At 72.9% G+C, this 15,181-nt stretch carries 16 protein-coding genes; 8 read left to right on the top strand and 8 right to left on the bottom strand.

Going from position 1 to position 15,181, the window contains the following annotated elements; genetic code table 11:
• Positions 1-81: 81 nt before the first annotated feature.
• A complete protein-coding gene (gene gcvP / locus FXF60_RS01155; RefSeq protein ID WP_151523410.1) occupies positions 82-2,961 on the top strand; it encodes an aminomethyl-transferring glycine dehydrogenase in 2,880 nt (959 codons plus the stop codon).
• A gap of 211 nt (positions 2,962-3,172) precedes the next feature.
• Entirely contained in the window at positions 3,173-4,705 is a 1,533-nt protein-coding gene (locus tag FXF60_RS01150; RefSeq protein WP_367889948.1) for a glutamate-cysteine ligase family protein, read from the top strand.
• 12 nt (positions 4,706-4,717) lie between these two features.
• On the opposite strand, the gene FXF60_RS01145 is transcribed toward FXF60_RS01150, so the two are convergent.
• Positions 4,718-5,341 carry a histidine phosphatase family protein gene (locus tag FXF60_RS01145; protein WP_151523408.1) on the bottom strand — a complete coding sequence of 208 codons (624 nt, stop codon included), beginning with the start codon at positions 5,339-5,341 and terminating at the stop codon, positions 4,718-4,720.
• An 18-nt stretch (positions 5,342-5,359) separates the two neighbouring features.
• Between FXF60_RS01145 and FXF60_RS01140 the strand changes: the two genes are divergently transcribed.
• Together FXF60_RS01140 and FXF60_RS01135 are read left to right on the top strand one after the other, a co-directional pair.
• On the top strand, positions 5,360-5,791 hold the full coding sequence (locus FXF60_RS01140) for an OsmC family protein (protein ID WP_151523407.1): 432 nt from the start codon (positions 5,360-5,362) through the stop codon (positions 5,789-5,791).
• A 13-nt stretch (positions 5,792-5,804) separates the two neighbouring features.
• The gene (locus FXF60_RS01135; protein ID WP_151523406.1) at positions 5,805-7,049 is read left to right on the top strand and encodes an APC family permease; all 1,245 of its coding nucleotides are present in this window, start codon (positions 5,805-5,807) and stop codon (positions 7,047-7,049) included.
• Here FXF60_RS01135 and FXF60_RS01130 read toward each other — a convergent pair.
• Complete coding sequence (locus FXF60_RS01130) at positions 6,954-7,676, bottom strand: DUF421 domain-containing protein (protein WP_192796543.1); 723 nt, start codon at positions 7,674-7,676, stop codon at positions 6,954-6,956. The genes FXF60_RS01135 and FXF60_RS01130 overlap by 96 nt on opposite strands.
• A 73-nt stretch (positions 7,677-7,749) precedes the next feature.
• Here FXF60_RS01130 and FXF60_RS01125 point away from each other — a divergent pair, with 73 nt between their 5' ends.
• The 3 genes from FXF60_RS01125 (at position 7,750) to FXF60_RS01115 (ending at position 10,252) form a co-directional block, all read left to right on the top strand.
• The gene (locus FXF60_RS01125; protein ID WP_151523404.1) at positions 7,750-8,751 is read left to right on the top strand and encodes a GNAT family N-acetyltransferase; all 1,002 of its coding nucleotides are present in this window, start codon (positions 7,750-7,752) and stop codon (positions 8,749-8,751) included.
• Positions 8,752-8,760: 9 nt separating this feature from the next.
• Complete coding sequence (locus FXF60_RS01120; protein WP_151523403.1) at positions 8,761-9,567, top strand: alpha/beta fold hydrolase; 807 nt, start codon at positions 8,761-8,763, stop codon at positions 9,565-9,567.
• Positions 9,568-9,631: 64 nt separating this feature from the next.
• Positions 9,632-10,252 (top strand): L-threonylcarbamoyladenylate synthase, encoded by a 621-nt coding sequence (locus FXF60_RS01115; protein ID WP_151523402.1) that lies wholly within the window; start codon positions 9,632-9,634, stop codon positions 10,250-10,252.
• A gap of 18 nt (positions 10,253-10,270) precedes the next feature.
• Here the strand turns inward: FXF60_RS01115 and FXF60_RS16405 are convergent, their stop codons facing one another.
• The 5 genes from FXF60_RS16405 to FXF60_RS01095 form a co-directional block, all read right to left on the bottom strand.
• Positions 10,271-10,603, bottom strand: coding sequence for a hypothetical protein (locus FXF60_RS16405; protein ID WP_192796542.1), 333 nt, complete (start codon positions 10,601-10,603; stop codon positions 10,271-10,273).
• A gap of 83 nt (positions 10,604-10,686) precedes the next feature.
• On the bottom strand, positions 10,687-11,835 hold the full coding sequence (locus tag FXF60_RS01110; RefSeq protein WP_151523401.1) for a methyltransferase domain-containing protein: 1,149 nt from the start codon (positions 11,833-11,835) through the stop codon (positions 10,687-10,689).
• Positions 11,836-11,856: 21 nt separating this feature from the next.
• On the bottom strand, positions 11,857-12,375 hold the full coding sequence (locus tag FXF60_RS01105; protein WP_151523400.1) for a DoxX family protein: 519 nt from the start codon (positions 12,373-12,375) through the stop codon (positions 11,857-11,859).
• 12 nt (positions 12,376-12,387) lie between these two features.
• On the bottom strand, positions 12,388-13,353 hold the full coding sequence (locus FXF60_RS01100; protein ID WP_302849006.1) for a homocysteine S-methyltransferase family protein: 966 nt from the start codon (positions 13,351-13,353) through the stop codon (positions 12,388-12,390).
• 136 nt (positions 13,354-13,489) lie between these two features.
• Positions 13,490-13,885, bottom strand: a complete 396-nt coding sequence (locus tag FXF60_RS01095; protein WP_151523398.1) for an HIT family protein — start codon at positions 13,883-13,885, stop codon at positions 13,490-13,492.
• A 114-nt stretch (positions 13,886-13,999) separates the two neighbouring features.
• Between FXF60_RS01095 and FXF60_RS01090 the strand changes: the two genes are divergently transcribed.
• Positions 14,000-14,587: a hypothetical protein gene (locus FXF60_RS01090; protein WP_151523397.1), complete on the top strand. Its 588-nt coding sequence runs from the start codon at positions 14,000-14,002 to the stop codon at positions 14,585-14,587.
• 27 nt (positions 14,588-14,614) lie between these two features.
• Here FXF60_RS01090 and FXF60_RS01085 read toward each other — a convergent pair whose 3' ends face one another.
• Positions 14,615-15,145 carry an ATP-dependent endonuclease gene (locus FXF60_RS01085; RefSeq protein WP_151523396.1) on the bottom strand — a complete coding sequence of 177 codons (531 nt, stop codon included), beginning with the start codon at positions 15,143-15,145 and terminating at the stop codon, positions 14,615-14,617.
• Positions 15,146-15,181 lie beyond the last annotated feature (36 nt).

The raw sequence follows: 15,181 nt of genomic DNA, 5'->3' as shown, positions 1-15,181 counted from the left end.
CTCTGGAACGCCCCGGCCCTGGCCGTGGCAGGCAGAGGGGGAAGTGCCCGCACGAGGCCCGCGCCCGAAGGAGACGCCCCCATGAGCCAGCCCACCGACCAGTTCGTCGCCCGACACATCGGCCCCCGCGAGGACGACGTCGTCCGGATGCTGGAGGTCGTCGGCCACGACAGTCTCGAGGCGCTGGTCGAGGCGGCCACCCCGGAAGGCATCCGGGGTGCCGCGCCGCTGGCGATCGAGGCGGCGCCGAGCGAGCAGGCGGTCATCGCCGAGCTCCGGGAGCTGGCGGCGAAGAACGTCGTCGTGACGCCGATGATCGGGCTCGGCTACTACGGCACGCAGACCCCGCCCGTGGTGCTGCGGAACATCCTGGAGAACCCGGCCTGGTACACCGCCTACACGCCGTACCAGCCGGAGATCTCGCAGGGCCGACTCGAGGCCCTGCTCAACTTCCAGACCGTCGTCACCGACCTGACCGGACTGGCCGTGGCGGGTGCCTCGATGCTGGACGAGGGCACCGCCGCCGCCGAGGCCATGGCGCTGATGCGGCGCAGCAGCAAGGTGGGGCAGGACGCGGTGCTGCTGCTCGACGAGCACGTGCTGCCCCAGACCGAGGCGGTCGTCCGCGCCCGGGCCTCGGCGGTCGGCTGGGAGGTCGTCACCACGGATGTCACCACCGTGACCGACGCGTCGAGCCTGCGGGCCGCGGCCGGGGACCGCGAGGTCTTCGGCGTGATCGTGCAGTACCCCGGTGCGGACGGCCAGGTGCGCGACTTCGCCGCGGTGGCCGACGCGGCGCACGAGGAGGGGGCGCTGCTGACCGCCGCCGCGGACCTGCTGGCCCTCACCCTGCTGGCCCCGCCCAGCCGGTGGGGCGCCGACGTCGCCGTGGGCAGCAGCCAGCGCTTCGGTGTGCCGCTCGGCTTCGGTGGACCGCACGCCGGCTATCTCGCGGTCCGGGACGGGCTGGAGCGCACCCTGCCCGGCCGACTCGTGGGGGTCTCCAAGGACGTCGACGGCAAGCAGGCATACCGCCTGGCGCTGCAGACCCGCGAGCAGCACATCCGACGGGAGAAGGCCACCTCCAACATCTGCACCGCGCAGGTGCTGCTGGCCGTCATGGCCTCGATGTATGCCGTGTGGCACGGCCCGGAGGGCCTGCGCCGGATCGCGGTGCGGTTGCACGCCCAGGCGCGCGCCCTGGCGGACGCCCTCGCCGGGGCCGGGCTCGAGCTCGGCGTCGACCGCTACGTCGACACCCTGACGGTGCGGGTGCCCGGCCGGGCCGCCGAGGTCCTGGCCGCAGCGCTGGAGCAGGGCATCAACCTCTGGCAGGTCGACGAGGACACCGTGCTGCTGTCGGTGGACGAGCTGACCACCGAGGCCGACCTGCGCGCCGTCGCCGAGGCCTTCGGCGCCGACCCGGAGCAGGTGCGGGTGGACGCGACGACCGCCCCCGAGCTCGGTGACCTGGCCCGGAGCGAGGACGAGGCATACCTCACCCACCCGGTCTTCTCCAGCCACCGCAGCGAGACCGCGATGCTGCGATACCTGCGGTCGCTGGCCGACAAGGACTACGCGCTGGACCGCGGGATGATCCCGCTGGGCTCGTGCACGATGAAGCTCAACCCGACCACCACGATGGAGGCGGTCACCTGGCCGGAGTTCGGGTCGCTGCACCCGTTCGCCCCCGCCGACCAGAGCCGCGGCTACCGCGAGCTGATCGACCAGCTGTGCGGCTGGCTCGAGGAGATCACCGGCTACGACCGGGTGTCCCTGCAGCCCAACGCGGGTGCGCAGGGCGAGTTCGCCGGTCTGCTGGCGATCCGGAAGTACCACCTCGCCGCAGGAGACGACCAGCGCACCATCTGCCTGATCCCGTCCAGCGCCCACGGGACCAACGCGGCCAGCGCGGTGATGGCCGGCCTGAAGGTGGTGGTGGTCAAGAGCACCGCGTCCGGTGAGGTCGACCTGGAGGACCTGCGGGCCAAGATCGAGACCCACGGCCCGCAGCTCGCGGCGATCATGGTGACCTATCCCTCGACCCACGGTGTCTACGAGGACACCATCGGCGAGCTGTGCGCGCTGGTGCACGAGGCCGGGGGCCAGGTCTACGTCGACGGAGCCAACCTCAACGCCCTGCTCGGCATCGCCAAGCCGGGGGAGTTCGGCGGCGACGTCAGCCACCTCAACCTGCACAAGACCTTCACCATCCCGCACGGTGGCGGCGGCCCGGGGGTCGGCCCGGTCGGCGTGCGGGAGCACCTGGCGCCCTACCTCCCGAACCACCCGCTGGACCCGCAGGCGGGCCCGGAGACCGGGCCGGGCCCGATCTCCGCGGCACCCTTCGGGTCGGCCGGCATCCTGCAGATCCCCTGGGCCTACATCCGGCTCATGGGTGGGGCGGGGCTGACCCGCTCGGGGCAGGTCGCGGTGCTCAGCGCCAACTACGTCGCCCGCCGGCTGCACGAGCACTTCCCGGTGCTCTACACCGGGGCGAACGGCCTGGTCGCCCACGAGTGCATCCTGGACCTGCGCGGGCTGACGAAGGCCACCGGCGTCACCGTCGACGACGTCGCCAAGCGGCTGATCGACTACGGCTTCCACGCGCCGACGATGTCGTTCCCGGTGGCGGGCACCCTCATGGTCGAGCCCACCGAGTCCGAGGACCTGGGCGAGATCGACCGGTTCATCGAGGCGATGATCGCCATCCGCGCGGAGATGGACGACGCCGCGGCCAGCGACGAGGGGGCCGAGGGCAGTGCCCTGCGCGGGGCACCGCACACCGCGCTGTCCCTGGCCGGGGAGTGGAGCGCCTCCTACGACCGGATGACCGCCGCCTACCCGGCCGGGGTGGACCCGGACCGGAAGTACTGGCCGCCGGTGCGTCGCATCGACGGGGTCTACGGCGACCGCAACCTGGTCTGCTCCTGCCCACCCCCGGAGGACTTCGAGGACTGACCCCCCATACCCGGACCGGCCCCCATACCCGGACCAACGTCGGGTTCCTGCAACCTTCATCGCTGAACATGCCGATGAGGGTTGGAGGAAGCCGACCACACTCCCGGGTCCGGGTCCGGGGCCGGGTCTCGGCGGGGATCACGGGTCCGCGCAGGCCGGTGTCTGGTGATGCAGGCCACAGTGTGTGAGGATTCTGCGCATGGGCCAAGAGGTGAGTCACAGCGAGTTCACGCGGGAGCAGCGCCTGGCGTTCCGGGCCAAGGTCCGCGACGACCTCGACTGCTTCGAGCAGATGCTGGAGGGCAGCAGGTTCGACTTCACCCGGCCGCAGATGGGGCTCGAGGTCGAGCTCAACCTGGTCGAGGAGGACGGCCTGGCCCCGGCCCTGCGCAACCAGGACGTCCTCGCCGACATCGGTGACGGCGACTTCCAGACCGAGGTCGGCCGCTACAACATCGAGCTCAACGTGCCGCCACGGCCGATGGCCGGAGACCAGGCCGTCCGGCTGGAGCGCTGGCTGGCGCAGTCGCTGCGGCGGGCGGGCGACGCGGCGCGTGGGCACTCCTGCCGGGTCGCCGCGGTCGGTATCATCCCGAGCCTGCGGGCCGAGCTGTTCGACGACCCCTGGCTGTCCGACGGGGTGCGCTACGCCGCGCTCAACGACTCGCTGGTCCGGGAGCGTGGCGAAGGCTTCGAGCTGGAGATCGAGGGACCGACGGGGGAGGAGGTCCGCAGCTTCCACGACACCATCGGCCCGCTCTCCGGCTGCACGTCGGTGCAGCTGCACCAGCAGGTCACGCCGCAGGACTTCCCGGTCTACTGGAACGCCGCCACGGTCATCTCCAGCCTGCAGATCGCGATGGGGGCCAACTCACCGTTCCTCTTCGGCAAGCGGCTGTGGGCCGAGACCCGGATCCCGCTGTTCACCCAGATGACCGACACCAGGTCGATCGAGCTCAAGCACCAGGGGGTGCGCCCGCGCGCCTACTTCGGGCGCTCGTGGATCACCTCGATCTTCGACCTCTTCGAGGAGAACGTCCGCTCTTTCCCCGCCCTGCTGCCGGAGACCTCGGACGAGGACGCCAAGGCCGTGCTGGCCTCGGGCGGTGTGCCGCGCCTGCTGGACCTGAAGCTGCACAACGGCACGGTATGGCGCTGGAACCGGCCGATCTACGACACCACCCAGGGCGTGCCGCACCTGCGGGTGGAGAACCGGGTGCTGCCGGCCGGGCCGACGGCCGTGGACACGGTGGCCAACGCGTGCTTCTACTACGGGCTGCTGGAGTCCTTCACGACCAGCGGTCGCCCGATCTGGACCAAGATGGCCTTCGCCGACGCGGACCGGAACTTCCTCGACGCCGCCAAGCACGGGATCAACGCCACCCAGACCTGGCCCGGCCTGGGCCGGCTGCCCGCGGTCGACCTGGTGGCCGACCACCTGCTGTCGGTGGCCGACGACGGGCTCGCCGGGCTCGGGCTGCGGCGCGAGGTGCGCAGCCACTACCTGTCGATCATCGAGGGGCGGTGCCGCGCGGTGACCAACGGTGCGAGCTGGCAGGTCGCCGTCACCCAGGCCTACGAGGACGCCGGCTACAGCCGGGACGAGGCCCTGACCCAGATGTTCGGGCACTACCTGGACCACGCGGAGGACAACGCCCCGGTGCATACCTGGGAGGTGCCGACCGTCGAGGCCCGCTCGGTCGCGGACCAGACGAGGACGAGCGCCGAGGCGCAGCCGGCCTGAGCGAGCGCCGCCTCAGCGGTGGTTCCAGGCCTCGACCGTGGGCTGCTCCCGGTGGTGGCCGAGGATCCCGACCGACCCGACCTCGAAGGTCAGGTGCTGACCGAAGCGTGGCGCCTGCCGGAGGTAGACGCTGGTGAGGATGCGCAGGGCGTGCCCGTGCCCGACGAGCGCGACGTCGCCGTCGAAGAGGTGCGGCCAGACGCGTTCGAGCACGACGCTGGCGCGGGCGGCGACCTGCTCCACCGTCTCGCCGGGAGTGTCACCAGGGATGATCCGGTGGTGGAAGACGTTCCATCGATACCCCAGCTCGCGCCGGATCTCTGGCGTGCTGCGCCCCTCGTAGCCCCCGTAGTCCCACTCCCGCAGGTCCTCGTCGACCTCGTCCACCTCCAGACCGGCGAGCTCGGCGGTATGCCGCGCGCGCCGCAGCGGTGAGCACCGGACGTGCGCGAAGCTGTGCTGCGCCAGGACGTCGCGCAGGCCGGCGGCCGCCTGCTCGCCCTCGGGCAGCAGCGGCAGGTCGGTGAGACCGGTGTGCTGGCCGGACCTGGACCACTCGGTCTCGCCGTGCCGGACGAGCACCAGCCGGTGCGGGGGGATGGCGGGCCCGGGCATCTCGCTCGTCGGATCACTCACCCCTGGCACACTACGGGTATGGCTGACGATCCGCACCGGTCCGTGTCCCTGACCCGCACCGGACCTGGTCACTTCGAGGCGCGCAACGCCCGCGGCGGCACGATCGCCGTCGGCGGTGGAGCCGGGGAGGACGGAGCCGCCTTCACCCCGGTCGAGCTGCTCCTGGCCGGTGTCGCCGGTTGCTCGGGCATCGACATCGACCTGCTGACCTCGCGCAAGGCCGAGCCCACCTCCTTCGAGATCTCGGCCGGCGCGGACAAGCTCCGCGACGAGGACGGCAACCACCTCGGTCCGGTGACGGTGACGGTCCAGGTCACCTTCCCTGGAGGAGAGGGCGGGGACGCCGCGCGCGAGCGGCTGCCGGAGGCGGTGGCCATGTCGCGCGACCGGTTGTGCACGGTCTCCCGCACCGTCGCCCTGCCCACACGGGTGGACTTCGAGGTGCGATGAGCGCTGTCCGCGGATGAGCGGGAGACCGCTGCGCCGCACCCTCGGACTGGCTGACGCCGTCACGGTCGGGCTGGGTGCGATGGTGGGTGCCGGGGTCTTCGCGGTGTGGGCGCCGGCGGCCTCGGCTGCAGGCCCGGCCACCCTGCTGGCCCTCGTCCTCGCCGGTGCCGTCGCGACCTGCAACGCGCTCTCCTCGGCCGCCCTGGCGGCGCGACACCCTTCCGCCGGCGGCACCTACGTCTACGGCCGCGAGCGCCTCGGTGCGGTGTGGGGCTACCTGGCCGGGTGGATGTTCGTCGTCGGCAAGAGCGCGTCCTGCGCGGCGATGGCGATGACGGCGGCCGCCTACCTGGCGCCGGGCCGGGAACGTCTCGCCGCCGCCGTGGCGGTCGTGGTGGTCACCGTCGTCAACCTGGCGGGCGTCCAGCGCTCGGCCGCGGTCACGAGGGTGCTCGTGTCCGTGACCGTCGCGACGCTGCTCGGGGTCGTCGTCGCCGCGGCGTGGCCCTCGACCCCCACCACGCCGGTCCCGCTGGCGCAGGGTGCGGGGACCGCCGGGCTGCTGCAGGGCGCGGGGCTGTTCTTCTTCGCGTTCGCCGGGTATGCCCGCATCGCCACCCTGGGTGAGGAGGTCAAGGACCCCGCCCGGGTGATCCCGCGGGCCGTGGTGGTCTCGCTCTCGGCCGTGCTGGGGCTCTACCTGCTCGTCGGGGTCAGCCTGCTGCGCGTCCTCGGTGTCGACGCCACGGCCGGCTCGGACGCGCCGGTGGCCGACCTGCTGGCGGTCGCGGTGCCGTGGGACGTCGCGTCCTGGGGTCTGCGCCTCGTCGCGGGCGCGGCGGCCCTCGGTGCGCTGCTCAACCTGGTGCTCGGCATCTCCCGGACCACGGTGGCGATGGCGCGCGACGGGCACCTGCCGCGACCGCTCGCGGCGGTGGCGGGACCGCAGCGGGTGCCGCGGGTGGCCGAGCTCGCCGTGGGAGCCGTGGTGCTGCTCGTCGTCCTGGTGGCCGACCTGCGCGGCGCCATCGGCTTCTCCAGCTTCGGCGTGCTGCTCTACTACGCGGTCGCCAACGCCAGCGCCCTGACGCTGCGGGGGGAGTGGCGCCTGGCCCGCGTGGTGCCGCCGCTGGGTCTCGTCGGCTGCCTCGTGCTGGCGGGATCACTCCCGGGATCCGCCGTCCTGGGCGGGCTGGCCGTCCTCGCCCTGGGGCTGGTCGGCTACACCCTGACCCGGGGCGGGCACGCTGCGCGGTGAGGAGTCGCCGCCCGGCTCCGAGGGGTGGGCCGCACGGGGCTGCTCCGCCGGTCCGGTGTGCAGGTGGCCCGCCTCCCGCAGGTGCTCCTGCACCCGGTGAGCCCCCTTGACCCCGAGGAGGGCACGCGGGTGGATCGCCTGCCCCGCCCGGACCACCGAGATCTGGCCGTTCGGCTCCAGGACGACCAGCGCGGCCTGCGACAGGTGGCTGATGCCCGCCTGGCGCAGCGAGCTCCAGAGCATCGGCGTGGTGAGCCCGTAGGAGCGCATCGTGTCGTTCTGGACCCGGCCCGCCACGACGAGGACCACGGCTCGGGCGCGGGACTGCTCGTCCAGCTGGGGCAGGGGCAACCGCCGCAGGTTGCGGAAGGACACCTCCAGGCCCGCCAGCGTCCCGAGGGCGATCAGCCCACCGGTCAGGGTGGGGACGTGGCCCATGGTGGAGCGACCCACGATCGCTCCCAGGACGGTGACGATCGCGAGGTCCAGGCTGCGCGGGCTGGAGTAGAGGCGCTGCCCCCACAGACGCAGCACGGCGCCGAAGACGAAGTAGATGGTGATCGTGCTGAGCACCACGGCGATCGCCCCGGCGGGGGTGATGCCGATGTAGTGCCACAGATCACGCATGGCCCTCATCGTTGCAGATGGCGCAGGGTAAACAGGTGGCGGTGCGAGGGTCGTGTCGGGCACGCTTGCTCCCATGGCACACGAGACGACGAGCGGCACGGCATACCGCTGGAGCACCCTGGGCGCCGCCGACGTCGAGGCGTGGTCCGACCTGGTCAACCACCTGGCGACCGTGGACGGCACCGAGGAGTTCATGTCGGCCGAGGACCTGGCCGAGGAGCTGCAGGCTCCGGGTCACGACCCGGAGCAGGACACCTGGGCGCTCTGGGACGGCGCGAGCCTGGTGGGGTATGCCTCGGTCAGCGCCCCCAGGACGCCGGACCGCGACGGGCAGTCCCGCGGCTACATCGGTGGCGGCGTGCGCCTGGAGTACCGCGGGCAGGGTCTGGGCAGCGCGCTGCTGGACCGGGCCGAGCCGCGGGCGGAGCAGCTGGCGCAGGAGCGGCACCCCGACCTCACCGGGTACCTCTCGGCGGACGGCGGGCTGGACGGGTCCAGCGCCCGCGGGCTGCTCGCCGACCGGGGGTATGCCGTCGCCCGCTACTACAACTACCTGACCCGGGGCCTGGACGACCTGCCTGCGGTGGGGGAGGTGGCCGGCGTCGAGCTCGTCAACCCCACCGACGCCGACCTGGAGGACACCAGGCTGGCCCACAACGCGGCCTTCGCGGACCACTGGGGGTCGGGGCCGGTCGACGGCGAGCGCTGGCGGGACATGTGGACCTCGCGCAGCTCCCGTCCCACGGTGTCCACCCTGGCCCGTGGCCGGGGAGGTCCGCTGGACGGTCAGGTGCTGGCCTACGTGCTGCTCGGGCAGTGGGTTGACCGCGAGGCCTACGTGTCGATCCTCGGGACCGTCCCGCAGGCCCGGGGCCGGGGGATCGCCGCCATCGCGCTGGCACGGTCGATGCGGCTGGTCGCCGACGCCGGTGACTACGACCTCATCGGGCTGGACGTGGACTCCGAGAGCCTGACCGGTGCCACCCGGCTCTACGAGCGGCTCGGGTTCACCCTCAAGATGCAGACGGCGGCGATGCGCAGGCCGCTGGGTGAGCCGGCGGCCGCCGCCGGTTAGTCTGCCCCGGTGAGCGAGCAGACCACCCGCCCCCTGGCGCAGACCGTCATCGGTGAGGGGGAGGGCCGGCCGGTCGTCTTCTGCCACGGGCTGCTCGGGCGCGGCCGCAACTTCACCGGGATCGCCAAGGCGCTGCAGCCGGAGTTCCGCTGCGTGCTGCTCGACATGCCCGACCACGGCAGGTCGCCCTGGACGGACCGGATCGACTACGCCACCGCCGCGGACCTGCTGGTGCAGCAGCTCCGGGTCCTCGCCGTCGACGGCCCCGTGCACCTGGTGGGGCACTCCATGGGCGGCAAGACGGCGATGACGGCCGCCCTGGCGGCGCCGGACCTCGTGGACCGACTCGTGGTGGTGGACATCAGCCCCACCGGGTCGGGAGAGGTGAGCCAGTTCGAGCACCTGCTCTCCGCGCTGCTGGAGCTGGACCTGGGTGCGATCACCTCGCACGGGCAGGCGGACCGGATGCTCGCCACCGCGGTGGACTCACCCGCGCTGCGTGGCTTCCTGCTGCAGAACCTGCGTCGCGACCCCGCGACCCAGGCCTTCGGCTGGCAACCGAACCTGGAGGTGCTGCTGCGCGACCTGGACGTCGTCACCGGCGACATCCCCCACCAGGACCGCACCTTCGAGGGGCCGGTGCTGTGGATCGCCGGCGGCGACTCGCCCTACATCGCCACCGAGCACGAAGGGCCGATGCGGGCGCTCTTCCCGCGGACGGTGCAGGTGACCGTCAAGGGTGCCGGCCACTGGGTGCACTCCGAGCAGCCGGACGCGTTCACCGCGACCCTGCGCCACTTCCTGCGGCACAGCTGACCCGCTGCAGGCTGCTCGGGTCCGGGGGTGGGGTCGCGGGCGCACCGGTGGTTACAGTCGGGGTATGGCTCGCTTCCTCGACATCCACCCGGTCGACCCCCAGCCGCGCCTCGTCCAGCAGGTGGCCCAGGTGCTGCGCGACGGAGGCCTGGCGGCCTTCCCCACGGACGCCTGCTACAGCCTCGGGGCGCACCTCGGTGACCCGGACGCCAAGGCGCGGATCGTCAGCATCCGGCAGGTGGACGAGCGGCACCACTTCACCCTGATGTGCGCGGACTTCTCCCAGCTCGGCCAGTTCGTGCAGCTGGACAACGCGGTCTTCCGCGCTGTCAAGGCCGCGACCCCCGGCTGCTACACCTTCATCCTGCCCGCCACCAAGGAGGTGCCCCGCAGGCTGCTGCACCCCAAGAAGCGGACGGTGGGCGTGCGCATACCGCAGGACCCGATCTGCCGTGCGCTGCTCTCGGAGATGGGTGAACCGCTGCTGACCAGCACGCTGCTCATGCCCGGCGAGGAGGAGCCGCTGGGCTACGGCTGGGAGGTCAAGGAGCGGTTGGACCACCTCGTCGAGGTGGTGGTCGACGGGGACCAGACCGGGTGCGAGCCGACGACCGTGGTGGACCTGTCCGAGGGCTACGCCGAGGTGCTCCGCGTCGGCTCGGGGGACCCGGAACCGTTCCGGTGACCGGAGCGGGTGCGGCGCTCAGCCGTCCTCGCGCCGCCAGCTGAGCCCGTCGGTGTCGGAGCCCAGCTCCTGGTCGACCTCGCGCTCGATGTAGTCCCGGCGCTCCACGGTGGGGGCGTCGACCTCGAAGAGCAGACCGGTCCCGGGGTCGCCGGACTCCTGGACCGTGATGCGCACCTGGCCGCCGTCCCGGAACGGGATCGTGTAGCCGTCCTGCTCGCGCAGCGAGCCACGGTGCAGCTGGGACCGCTCCATGTAGTCCTCGAGCACGGCCTCCGGCTGCTCGACGTCGAGGAAGGCCGAGCTCCGCTCGTGCCCGGCGTGGGACACGGCCTCGAAGGTGTTGGGCATCGCTCTGGCACTTCCTCGTCGTCGGGGATGTCGCGGGGGACCATCATGGCAGAGTCGACCGGGTGCGGTCGGGGCGACCCGCCTCAGACGTGCTGCAGCAGCACGGCCACCTCGTGGTGCCGCGTCTGGGGGAACATGTCGAACACCCTGGCGCGGCTGACCCGGTAGCTCGGCATCCGGTCCAGGTCCCGGGCCAGGCTCTCGACGGAGCAGCTGGAGTAGGCGACATGGGGTATGCCGGAGCCGTCGAGCCAGCGCGCCAGGAGCGTCCCGATGCCGCGCCGCGGCGGGTTGACGACCACGAGGTCGGGGCGGTCGGCGGGCGCGGACGCGAGGGCGAACGCGGTGGCGTCCTCGGTGACGAGGGTCAGCCCGTGAGCGAGGGCCGCGGGCAGCTCGCCGCGGGTCCGGGCGGCGCTGCGGACGGCCTCGGCGGAGAGCTCGACCCCGGTCACCTCGCGACCAGGGCGGGCCAGGTGGACGGCGAAGCCGCCCACGCCGCAGTACAGGTCCCAGACCGTCGCGGGGGCGATCTGCGCCGCCCAGTCGCGCACCTGGGCGTAGAGCTCCGCGGCGACCGCGGTGTTGGTCTGGAAGAAGCTGCGCGTGCCGAGGTGCAGCCTCACCTCCCCGACCCGCATGGCCAGCGTGCGGTGCGGCGTGAGGACCTCCTCGTCCGGCCCCTCCAGGACCGCCGCGTGGTCCGGCTGCAGGTTGAGGCTGGCCACCCGCACCGTCGGCAGGTCGTGGCGCTCGGCCAGCGCTGCCAGGAGCTCCTCGACCCGGCGCCGTTGCCCGGGGGAGCGCAGGACGAGGCGGGCCATCAGCTCGCCGTCGGGGGAGTGGGTCAGCAGGACGTGCTTCAGCTCACCCTGCCGGGACGGGACGTCGTAGGGCGTGAGGCCGGCCTCGGCCACCAGCCCGGGGACGGCGCGGACGACGTCGGCGAGGCCGGGCTCGTAGAGGCCGCAGTGACGCAGGTCCACACCGCGCCCCTGCCGGTCCAGGATGCCGGTCGTCGGGGCACCCCTGCACCCTCCGACCACCAGCTTGGCCTTGTTGCGGAAGCCGGACTCGCGGCTGGGGACGGGCTCGGACCAGGAGGCGAGGTCCACGTGCCCGGCGAGCCGCGCCGCCACCTCGCGCTGCTTCGCGGCGAGCTGCACGGGGTACTCCTCGCCCATCAGCGTGCAGGAGCGGCATACCGCTGCATCGAAGTAGTCGCACTGCACCGGGACAGCGTAGTTCGGACGCTAGGGCCGGCCTCCGGTCCGGAGGCTGTCGACCGAGAGCCTCCCGGCACCGGTGAAGGTGAGCGGGAGCACCAGGGCGATGAGGAGCAGCGCGCTCTCGCCGGTGAGGCCGCCGTCGGCGGTCACCGGCCGGTAGCCGGCCCGCAGGAAGACCCCGAGGGTCCAGACGACCGCGAGCACGGCCGTCAGCAGGAAGGCGGCGGGCCGGGTGAACAGCCCCACCAGCAGCAGGACCGGCAGCGCGACGGCGGCCAGCATGATCAGCCACCCGATGAAGTCCGGGGCCTGGGAGCCGAGATAGGTCTGGTCCACCTGGGCGACGAAGGCGGGCATGTCGGCCGCGGCGTGGACGCCGTAGGGGATGAGGAGCAGCGGACCCAGGCGCAGCAGCAGCAGGCCGAAGTCGAGGGACCTGCCGTGCGCCTCCACCGGACCGGTGACCGCGAAGCCCTCGTCCCAGGGGTCGTCCACCTCGCGGTGGAAGTCGGAGGCGTCCTGACCGTCGACGCTCTCGCTCATCGCACCACTGTCTCAGCCGGGCGCCGCCGGACCGGTGTGAGCGCCCGGCGTGTCCTGCTCCACACCCCACATCGCCGCGACGTGCCGGGCGTCGGTGCCGCAGCAGCCGCCGACGATGCGCACGGCGGGCAGGGACGCCGCGAGGTCGCGGGTCGCGGCCGCGAGCGTGGGGATGTCGCCCTCGTCCAGCTCGAGGGCCTCGTCGAGCTCGGCGTGGCTCAGGGTGGAGGCGTTGACCCGCAGGCCCGCGATCCGCGACGTCCAGTCGGGACCACGACCGGCGCCTGGGGCAGGGAGGGCCCGGGCGATGTGCTGCGGATGGGCGCAGTTGACGAGGAAGTGGCTGGCTGCTCCCGAGGTCGCGTCGTCGACGGCCTCGACCGCGGTCCCGAGAGGGGTGCCGTCGGGCAGGGCGCCGTCGGTCTCCACGGTGAAGGACACCGCGACCGGTATGCCCAGCTCCGCCGCCGCCCGGATCACCCCGGTGGCCTCGCCGACGGAGGTCAGGGTCAGGGCGGTGGCCAGGTCGGCGCCGGCCTCGAGGAAGGCCGCGAGCTGGGGCCGGTGGTAGTCGGCAGCCTCTGCCGGGTCGATCGTGCTCGCGGCGTAGCCGTCGTCGCGCGGCCCGATCATCCCGCTGACCAGGACGGCAGGGAGGTCGGTAGCCCAGGTCCGGGCGAGCCGGCGCAGCCAGGTCACCGCCTCCACGTCGACCTGTCGCAGGGCCTCGGCGTCGTAGCCGAGGGCGCGTCCCCAGTCCGGGTTGGCCCGCCAGGTCGGGGTCTCCAGCAGCAGGCCGGCCCCGGACCGGCGGGCGATGTCGGCATAGCCGCGGTAGTAGCTCTCCAGCAGGCGCCGGCCGGCCTCGTCCTGGAGCAGCGGGAAGGCCGCGAACTCCGGCAGGTCCAGCCCGTGGTGGAAGATCAGGTCGGTCTCCATCCCCCCGTCCGTGACGAAGCCTGCGTCGACCTGCGGCAGCTGTCAGCGCCGTCGGGGTGAACTGCCGCTGTGGTCCATGACTGCTCCTTCGCGTCCTGACGCGTCCTGCTCGCACCGGACCCAGGCCGGTCCGCTGACAGGAGGAGGGCCGGGGTGCTCCAGATACGGCCCGGTCTCAGCCGCTGAGGGCCTCGCGGAGCGACGAGGCGTCCGCGGCCAGGTCATCGGGGTCGCGCGGACCCTTCCGGGTGAGGTCGAAGTCCGCAGGGTCGGAGGTGGGGAAGACGTGGATGTGCGCGTGCGGCACCTCGAAGCCCTGCACGATCACCCCGACCCGCTCCGCGGCATACACCTGCTGCTGCGCCGCGCCGATCGTCGCGGCGACCTGCATGAGGTGACCCAACGTCTCGGGGGAGAGGTCCAGCCAGTGGTCGATCTCCTCCCGAGGGACGACCAGGACATGTCCCGGGGTGAGGGGCTCGATGTCGAGGAAGGCGCTGCAGATCTCGTCGCTCCACACGATGTGGCCCGGGATCTCGCCCTCGATGATCTTGGTGAAGATGGTCGCCATGCACCGAGCGTAGTGAGCGGGCGGGCGCGTCGCACTGGCAGCGGCCGGGTCACGCCCCTATCGTGGGCGGGGTTGCGCGGCCTCGCGCGACGACATCCTTGGGGAGGAACTCACATGCGCTCGACCCGAGCACGCCTGACCGCCGCCGTCGCCCTGGCGCTCACCTTGTCCGCCTGCGGAGGCGCGGACGACGGCCAGGAGGCCGCCAGCCCGTCCGAGGACACCTCCGCCGCCGACACCGGCGCCATGGACGAGGAGGCCACCGAGGAGCAGACCTCGGAGGAACCGGTCGAGGAGACCACCGCGTCGGAGACGACGGAGGAGCCGACCGAGGAGGACGCGGACGCGGGCGGGACCGTGGACACCCTTCCGGCGGGCGTCATGGACTCACCCCCGCAGACCGTGGGGGAGTTCACGCTCGCCGACGACAGCGGCCCGGCGATCATCTACGACCTGGAGTCGGGGGAGTACGTCTCCGTCGACACCCAGACGCTGTCCTCGCCCTACGAGGACCTCGTCTCCGAGATCGAGACGGACAACACCGAGGCGGGCGCAGGCAGCTGCGGGCTCAACCCGGGCGGCACGTCGGCAGTCTGCTACCAGCGCACGGAGGACGGGGTCATCACGATGAACGCCGATGCCGGGACGTTGGAGCTCCTCGTGACCTTCGCGGACGACTTCGCGGCGGCGGCGACCTCCTGACAGCCCCGCGCGTCGGGGGCCGAGGGGTCATGGCCCGCTGACCGACCACCGCAGCGCGGCGAGGAGCGGTCCGGCCGTCCGGTCCACCGGGGTGGCCGCGGCGAGGCTGGCGGCATACCTCGACTTGCGGCCCGAGCCCGACCCGAGGAACCGGCGCAGCTGGCGCTCGACCGGCTCGTCGCGCCAGGCGGCCTGGTGCTGCAGCGAGCGGAACGCGCGCAGGTCCTCCTCCTGGGTCACCACGGCGAGGGCCTGCTCCGCGCCGAGCGCTCGGATCAGCTCGTCCTCCAGGTCGTCGACACAGACGAACAACGGTGCCTCGGGGCGCCCGGTCTCGGTCAGTCTGCGGCGCACCATCGGCTGCTCGGCGACGTCCACCAGTGCACCGACGGGGGCCGAGGACGGGATGGTCGCGGCGGCACGGGCGACGTTGGTCGCGCCGTCGAGGACCAGGATCGTGGTCCCGGAGAGGTCGGTGCCCGTGGTGACCGCGGCCGCGCGCAGGGCTGCCGCGTCGCTGCGGCCCTCGACGAGGAGGACCCTCTGTCCCGCCTGCACAGGTCGTTTCTAGCAGCAGCGGCCCGGTGGTGCGTG

The organism is Serinicoccus kebangsaanensis (assembly GCF_008919445.1).
Classification (GTDB): Bacteria; Actinomycetota; Actinomycetes; order Actinomycetales; family Dermatophilaceae; genus Ornithinicoccus; species Ornithinicoccus kebangsaanensis.
The sequence above is the reverse complement of the archived record's forward strand: the minus strand, read 5'-3'. Positions and strand labels throughout refer to the sequence as shown.

Bases quoted from the DNA above. Each gene is read 5' to 3' on its own strand.
- gcvP (WP_151523410.1), top strand. From the start codon at position 82: ATGAGCCAGCCCACCGACCAGTTCGTCGCCCGACACATCGGCCCCCGC.
- FXF60_RS01140 (WP_151523407.1), top strand. From the start codon at position 5,360: ATGGCTGACGATCCGCACCGGTCCGTGTCCCTGACCCGCACCGGACCT.
- FXF60_RS01135 (WP_151523406.1), top strand. From the start codon at position 5,805: ATGAGCGGGAGACCGCTGCGCCGCACCCTCGGACTGGCTGACGCCGTC.
- FXF60_RS01130 (WP_192796543.1), bottom strand. From the start codon at position 7,676: ATGCGTGATCTGTGGCACTACATCGGCATCACCCCCGCCGGGGCGATC.
- FXF60_RS01125 (WP_151523404.1), top strand. From the start codon at position 7,750: ATGGCACACGAGACGACGAGCGGCACGGCATACCGCTGGAGCACCCTG.
- FXF60_RS01115 (WP_151523402.1), top strand. From the start codon at position 9,632: ATGGCTCGCTTCCTCGACATCCACCCGGTCGACCCCCAGCCGCGCCTC.
- FXF60_RS16405 (WP_192796542.1), bottom strand. From the start codon at position 10,603: ATGCCCAACACCTTCGAGGCCGTGTCCCACGCCGGGCACGAGCGGAGC.
- FXF60_RS01105 (WP_151523400.1), bottom strand. From the start codon at position 12,375: ATGAGCGAGAGCGTCGACGGTCAGGACGCCTCCGACTTCCACCGCGAG.
- FXF60_RS01095 (WP_151523398.1), bottom strand. From the start codon at position 13,885: ATGGCGACCATCTTCACCAAGATCATCGAGGGCGAGATCCCGGGCCAC.
- FXF60_RS01090 (WP_151523397.1), top strand. From the start codon at position 14,000: ATGCGCTCGACCCGAGCACGCCTGACCGCCGCCGTCGCCCTGGCGCTC.